Genomic DNA, 7,927 nt, shown 5'->3' on the forward strand with positions numbered 1-7,927 from the left:
AGCTCAGGTTTGAACAGCATCAAGATCGGCTCCCTTTCCCCCTCGCCCCCCTAGGGGAGAGGGCTGGGGTGAGGGGGTAAATCTTGACGTGCAAACCCGCTGTCCGATATTCGCCCACCCATGCGACCAACGAATGACTGCCGGCGCGTGTACGCCCCATCGAGGCGCGGTATACTGCCGCGCCTTTTTAGCGTCGCGCCAGCAGCCCCGGCGTGCCTTGAAAGGTGCTTGCGACCGACCGATGCACCCAAGCCGCAGGCACCTTATTGAATGTTCCCGTCTTTTAGAGGAGCGCGACTCATGACCGTGATCAAGCAAGACGACCTGATTCAGAGCGTTGCCGACGCCCTGCAGTTCATTTCCTATTACCACCCCGTGGATTTCATCCAGGCGATGCACGAAGCCTACCTGCGCGAAGAATCGCCAGCGGCCCGTGACTCGATGGCGCAGATCCTGATCAACTCGCGCATGTGCGCCACCGGCCATCGCCCGATCTGCCAGGACACCGGTATCGTTACCGTGTTCGTGCGCGTCGGCATGGACGTACGTTGGGATGGCGCCACCATGGGCCTGGACGACATGATCAACGAAGGCGTGCGTCGCGCCTACAACCTGCCGGAAAACGTCCTGCGTGCCTCGATCCTCGCCGACCCGGCGGGCGCTCGGAAAAATACCAAGGACAACACCCCAGCGGTCATCCACTACTCCATCGTCCCGGGCAACACCGTGGAAGTGGACGTGGCGGCCAAGGGTGGCGGTTCCGAGAACAAGTCGAAAATGGCCATGCTCAACCCGTCCGACTCGATCGTTGACTGGGTACTCAAGACCGTTCCGACCATGGGCGCCGGCTGGTGCCCACCGGGCATGCTCGGCATTGGCATCGGCGGCACCGCCGAGAAAGCTGCCGTCATGGCCAAAGAAGTGTTGATGGAATCCATCGACATCCACGAACTCAAGGCCCGTGGCCCACAGAACCGCATCGAAGAAATGCGTCTGGAGCTGTTCGAGAAGGTCAACCAGTTGGGCATCGGCGCCCAGGGCCTCGGTGGCCTGACCACCGTGCTCGACGTGAAGATCATGGACTACCCGACTCACGCCGCTTCGCTGCCGGTGTGCATGATCCCGAACTGCGCGGCCACCCGTCACGCGCACTTTGTACTCGACGGTTCCGGTCCAGCCTCGCTGGAAGCGCCACCGCTGGACGCCTACCCGGAAATCGTCTGGGAAGCCGGCCCGTCGGCCCGTCGCGTCAACCTCGACACCCTGACCCCGGAAGACGTGCAGAGCTGGAAGCCGGGCGAAACCGTCCTGCTCAACGGCAAAATGCTCACCGGTCGCGACGCCGCGCACAAGCGCATGGTCGAGATGCTCAACAAAGGTGAAACCCTGCCGGTGGACCTCAAAGGTCGCTTCATCTACTACGTCGGCCCGGTTGATCCGGTCGGTGACGAAGTGGTTGGCCCGGCGGGCCCGACCACCGCGACGCGCATGGACAAGTTCACCCGGCAGATCCTCGAGCAGACCGGCCTGTTGGGCATGATCGGCAAATCCGAGCGCGGCCCGACCGCGATCGAAGCGATCAAGGACAACAAAGCCGTGTACCTGATGGCTGTCGGCGGCGCTGCCTACCTGGTCGCTCAGGCGATCAAGAAGTCGAAAGTGCTGGCCTTTGCCGAACTGGGCATGGAAGCGATCTACGAGTTCGAGGTCAAGGACATGCCGGTCACCGTTGCGGTGGACAGCAAAGGTGAGTCGGTGCACATCACCGGCCCTGCGATCTGGCAACAGAAGATCAGCGAAAGCCTGGCGGTAGAAGTGCAGTAAGCCCTTCGCCTGCATGAAAACGGCCGGTTCATCCTCAGGGGTGACCCGGCCGTTTTTGCATGTGCAAACCAATCGCGATAAAAAACCTGCCGAAGCACACAAAATGATCTTGCGCACCTGTCAGATCTGACAGGTTCATTTATGCGCTGTTCTTGTTAGCGTCAGTCCATTCACGCCCCTCTCGCGCGCAATGGATTCGACCATGCCTGATCAACAAGAGCTGAGCATCACCACCCCTTCCATCGCCAAAAGCGCATCGATCGCTACCATCGGCAAAAGCTGGGGCGCAGTGGGGCCGACCGGGGCGGCGTCGTTCGAATTGCCGATTCCGACGTCTGCCGGGCGGGGCTGGGATCCGCAGTTTTCGCTGAATTACAGCAGCCAAAGCGGCAATGGTCCGTTCGGCCTGTCCTGGCATTTGGGTGGCGTCGGTCAGATCAATCGCAGAACCAACAAAGGCGTGCCGCGTTACTCCGACCACGACGAGATCATCGGGGTCGATGGCGAAGTGTGGATGCCGGAGCTGGATGAAAACGGTGAACTCAAATTCCGTGAGGAAAGCACCTACAACAGCGTCGACATCGGCCCGCACAGAGTCGTGCGCTACTGGCCTCGAGTGGAAAGCGATTTCGCCCTGCGCGAGCGCTGGCAGCGGCAAACCGGGGAAGCCGATCCACCGGTATTCTGGCTGATACACGGCGCTGACGGCTCGCTGCACCTTTACGGCAAAACCGAAGCCACACGAGTTGCCGACCCGCACGCCCCTGGACATATCGCCACATGGCTGCTGTGCGAAAGCATGAACGCGCGCGGCGAACACATCTGCTTCGAATACAAGGCCGATGATCAGGATCCCGACCCGCTGCATGACTACCGCGCCCAGCGTTATCTGCGCCGCGTGTGTTACGGCAACTTCACGGCCAGCAGCGATCTGTACAGTTGGACAACGGATAATCCGGTCGAACTGGATTGGCACTTTCATCTGCTGTTCGATTACGGCGAGCGCAGCACGTCACTGACCGATATCCCGGTATATGACGGTGACTCCCTCAAACCCTGGACAGTCCGTCCTGATCGTTTTTCAACCCACGGTCAGGGTTTTGAACTGGGCACTCGCAGACTCTGCCAGCAGGCGTTGCTGTTTCATCACTTTCCCGGGCAATCGACTGAGCAACCGAAACTGGTGCGCCGCCTGTTACTGGAATATCAACAACCGCAAAATATCGCGCAGTGGGCCTACAGCCAGATCAGCGCGGCGCACTATCAGGCATTCGATGCCAGCGGCGTAGTCGAAAACACACCACCGGTCGAGTTCGACTACGCCCCTTTCGACATCAATAAAACCCCGGCGCGCTTCCTCGAATTCGATGTTCAGCCGGGTATCGAGGACGGTGGTTTTTACCAGTGCGTCGATCTTTATGGCGAAGGCGTGCCGGGTTTTCTCTGCCGCTATGACCAGAGTTGGTACTACCGCGAACCACGCCGCGCGACGAAAGGCCCCGATGAAATCGACTATGCGCCCTGGCTCGCGCTGGACAAGATTCCGGTCGCTGATCGCAACCGTCCGGTCCAGCAACTGCTGACCGACCTGACGGGTGACGGTCGGCTCGACTGGGTCACCGCACAACCGGGCATCAGTGGTTTTCGCACCCTGACAGAACAACGCACGTTTGCCGACTTCGTCCCTTTCGGCAGATTCCCGCCGGAGTTTTTCAACACCCTCTCGACGCTTGGTGACTTGATCGGCGACGGTTTGAGTAGCCTGGCGTTGATCGGGCCGCACTCCGTGCGGCTGTACGCCAACCAGCGCGAACAAGGCTTCGCCGCGCCTGAAGAGGTGCCGCACGAGCCCGACGACGACCGCTTGCCACTGTTTAGCAACTCCCGCACGGAACTGGTGCTGTTGGGCAACCTGCTGGGCAGCGACATGCCCGAGCTGTGCCGGATACGTCACGACGAAATCCGCTGCTGGCCGAACCTGGGCCACGGCCGGTTTGGCAGAGGTCGCAAGATCGGCGAATTGCCTTTCAGATACGAAACGTTCGACTCGTCCCGCGTGCGCCTTGCTGACCTGGACGGCTCCGGTGCCGCGTCGCTGATTTACCTGCAATCGGAGTTCTTCGAGATCTACCTGAATCGCGGCGGCAATGGTCTGGAGCAAACACCGATCAACGTACCGTGGCCGGACGGCGTGCGCTACGACCGGCTCAGTCAAGTGAGCTTCGCCGATCTGCAAGGCCTGGGCTGCGCCAGCCTGATCCTGACGGTGACGCACATGCAACCGCAGCACTGGCGCTACGATTTCGTCTCGGCCAAGCCGTATCTGCTGACCAGCAGTAACAACAACATGGGTTGCAGTGCCAGCGTGGTCTACCGCAGCTCGGCGCAGGAATGGCTAGATGAAAAACGCCAAATGCCCACCCTTAGACGTTTTCCGGCGTGCCACCTGCCGTTCCCAGTGGCGGTGGTCCATAAACAGCAGCAACTGGATGAAATCACCGGCAACGTTCTGACGCAGACTTTCACTTGGCGCGAAGGCTTCTACGACAGCCGTGAGCGCGAGTTCCGTGGTTTCGGCCTGCTGCAACAAACCGACAGTGAGAGCGCCACCGGCGCTGAGGGCACCGGATTCAGCGAACCGATGCGGGTCTGCACCTGGTTTCATACCGGGCAATCAATGGATCGACCGCGCGACGACTACTTCAATCGGGATGTACACGCGGTAGCCCTGGGCAACACCCTGTTCAGTCGATATCACTCACAAGACGATGTCGATGAAATCATTCCTGCGCACGATGACGACGCCCGGTATCAGATCTCCCGGGCGCTGGTCGGCGCCGTCACACGCATCGAGACCTATGCCGATACAGCTGTGGACAGCGGCGAAACTGCGACGCTTTATACCGTCGAGGAGCTGCGTTACCTGGTACGTGAAGTGCGCGAGCAAGGTCCTTATGCTGCCGCCGTTCTGCTGCCCCTTGTGGTGGAGAAGATCAGTTACCAGTACGACGGTTTTATCGATGATCCACGCTGTCGCAATGAGGTGACCCTGCGCCACAACGTCCACGGTCAGCCGACGCATTCCATCACAGTGAGCTACGGCCGGCGACTCACAGAAAAGGATACGCCACCGTTCAAGGATCCTGATGAACAGCGATGGTGGCGCGACGCCCATGACCTGGCGCAACAGTCGTTTTACCTGAATGAAAGCCGTGCAACGTTTATCGATCTGATCATAGACCTGCTGCGTTGGCGCCTCGGCTTGCCCTATCAGCAGCGTGGCAATGCGCTGGTCTTGTCCAAAGGCACACTGCCCACCGGGCTTACGCCTGAGCAAGTGTCCTATGAGTGCCTGAAGAAACATGAGGATTCGGCGCACTGGAACGCTGAACGGATGCTGATCACGCAATCTGTACAGCGCTACTTGAGCACCGATGGCCAACTGCTGGACGACGGCGTTGCCGGATTCGAGGCCCTGGCCGGTCCACTGGAATTGGCACAACTGGACAAGACTGCGCTGGATGCTTACAGCGTGTTGCCTGCGCCCTTCAATGTGCGTGACGAACTGGAGAAGATTGGCTATCTGCCCATGCCGTTTCTGTTCTGGGTAAATCCCTTGGGCAGCACGGAGCATGACCTGTGGTCGGCAAATTTCGGCTACGCCGAATACGCCAGCCTCGACGGTTTCTACAAGGTACTGCGCTATCGCGAAACCCTCAGCCATGGCCACACCCGAGCCGAATATGACGCTCATGCGCTGGCCGTGATCCTCGTGGAACTGCCGGATGGCTGCACCACGCGCATTGAGTACGACTACCACGCGCTGCAACCGCTGCGCATCATCGATGCCAACGACAACACTCACGAAGCGCTCCATGAACCTTCCGGCCAGCCCTTGGCCAGCAGTTTTTACGGCACCGAAAAAGACAAGGCTGCGGGTTTTAACCCGCTGAGCGACTACTTGCCTCCGCAGGATCGGCGCCCGGCTACGGCGATTGCCGATCCGCCCGCCGCCGTGCAAAAAGCCGCCAGTACCCTGCGCAAGGATCTGTTCAGCTGGATGGGGCAGATCGCCAACGGCGCCAGCGCATGGATTGCCCAAGGCTATCTCCTGCCCAGCGGCCACATCAGGGCCAGTGCGCGGCAAAAACTCGCCCGGCGCCAGGGAGCCTTGACGCCTGAAGAGCGGGCATTGCACCAGGCGATCGGTGCGGTGCGCCGAGAACCGGTGCACAGCGTGATCCTCAGTGCCGACCGCTACCCCGATGATCCGTTAAGGCAGGTCCAGATCGTCAAAGCCTGTGTCGACGGCTTTGGCAGGGCTCTGCAAACCCAGCAACGAGTCGATCCGGGCAAGGCATATGCCGTGGGCGACGACGGTTCATTGATCGTCGAAGATGGCCAGTTCAAAGAGGTCGATACTGACTCGCGCTGGCGCATCAGCGAGCGGGTCGAATACAACAACAAGGGGTTGCCAGTCCGTCAGTTTCGGGCGTTTTTCGCCGATACCCACGGTTACGTCAACGATCAGTCGCTGCGCGAAATGGGCTTCTTCGATCAGGTGTTCTATGACGCCCTTGGCCGACAGATCAAAGTGGTCAACGCCAAGGGCGATTGCTCTCGAGAAACGTACCACCCCTGGTTTCACACTAGCGAAGACTTCAATGACACCACCGAGCCGTCCCCGCCAGCCAAGGCATCGCGGTCATGACTGCCAATGTGCACCGGCGTACACCCGCGCTCGCGGTGAGCGATGCCCGGGGCCTGCCGGTACGGCAAGTTGCTTACCTGCGTAACGTGGCCGATGACACACCTGCTGCCCTTGTCAGCCACCAGCAACATGACCACGCCGAACGTCTGATCGAGCAGTGGGACCCACGCCTGTCGGCACCTGCCCTGACTACGGTCTACAGTCTGGACGGTACGGTGTTGAAATCCGACAGCGTCGACGCCGGTTGGCGCCTGACCCTGCCCGGGCGGGCCGGTGAGCCTTTGGAGCGTTGGGACGAGCGCGGCAGCCATTGGCGCACGACGTTCGACAAGCAATTACGAGTGATCGCGGTCGAGGAAAATGGCGAGGTCGATGTCGATGTGTTCACCTATTCCGACGCCTCGGCCGATGCGAGGCACAACCAGCGTGGCCAGTTGCGGGAGCAGAAAGATCGCTCGAGTTCGCTGCGCTCCGACAGTTTTGCCCTCAGTGGCCAGCCGCTGAGCGAGACGCGCACCTTCCAGGATGAGGCAGCGTTCAGCAGCCACTCGGTGTTCAGCCCGATGGGCGCAGTGCTGGAACAGACCGACGCCGGCGGCCATCGGCGCCGCTCTTGTTACGGTCTGGCCGGGCAGCTCAAGCGAGCGGATCTGTGGATCAGCGGTACGCCGGGCTGGCAAGCGGTGCTGCTGGATACGCAGTACAACGCCAACGACCAGATCATCGAGCAACTGGCCGGCAATCAGGTGCGCAGTCAGTGGACCTACGACCCGGCGGACGCTCGTTTGCACACTCAATCAAGTCGCAAGGACGGCGGGGGCGTCCTGCAAAACGTCGAATACTTCTACGACCGTGTCGGCAATATCACTCGCATCGAAGACCACGCCTTTCAGCCACGCTACTTCGCCAACCAGTTGATCGACGGCCACCGCGATTTCACCTACGACTCGCTTTATCGACTGACCAGCGCCACCGGCTACGACGACGCCCCTCCACCGGACATTCCCGGCCTGCCGCAACCGGGCGATCCGAACAATCGACTCAATTACACCCAGACCTATCAATACGACAACGGCGGTAATCTGATCGAACTGTGTCACGTACGAGACGGTAATAGCTTTACTCGACAAATGTGCATCGATCCGAACAGCAACCGCGGCGTGCGCTGGAGAACCGGCGACGATCTGCCGGACTTTGACACGTTGTTTGATCGCCACGGCAATCAGCTGGAACTCAAGCAAGGGTCGACGTTGCAATGGAACGCGCGCGACGAGCTGGAAAGCGTGCCGCTGGTGACTCGAAAAAACAGCAACAGCGACGCCGAGCATTACCGTTACAGCCAGGGCCAGCGCGTCTTCAAATGCCATGAATGGTTTACCGACACGACCCGCC

Annotated in this window: 3 protein-coding genes; all 3 read left to right on the forward strand. The window is 60.3% G+C overall.

Going from position 1 to position 7,927, the window contains the following annotated elements:
* Nucleotides 1-300: 300 nt before the first annotated feature.
* Nucleotides 301-1,824 carry a fumarate hydratase gene (locus PMI23_RS12990; protein WP_007916251.1) on the forward strand — a complete coding sequence of 508 codons (1,524 nt, stop codon included), beginning with the start codon at nt 301-303 and terminating at the stop codon, nt 1,822-1,824.
* A 202-nt stretch (nt 1,825-2,026) separates the two neighbouring features.
* Nucleotides 2,027-6,535, forward strand: a complete 4,509-nt coding sequence (locus PMI23_RS12995) for a SpvB/TcaC N-terminal domain-containing protein (protein WP_007916254.1) — start codon at nt 2,027-2,029, stop codon at nt 6,533-6,535.
* Nucleotides 6,532-7,927 (forward strand): RHS repeat domain-containing protein (locus PMI23_RS13000; RefSeq protein WP_007949859.1); only part of this gene is annotated, 1,396 nt, incomplete at its 3' end. The genes PMI23_RS12995 and PMI23_RS13000, both read left to right, overlap by 4 nt.

It is taken from the genome of Pseudomonas sp. GM24, from assembly GCF_000282235.1.
Classification (GTDB): Bacteria; Pseudomonadota; Gammaproteobacteria; order Pseudomonadales; family Pseudomonadaceae; genus Aquipseudomonas.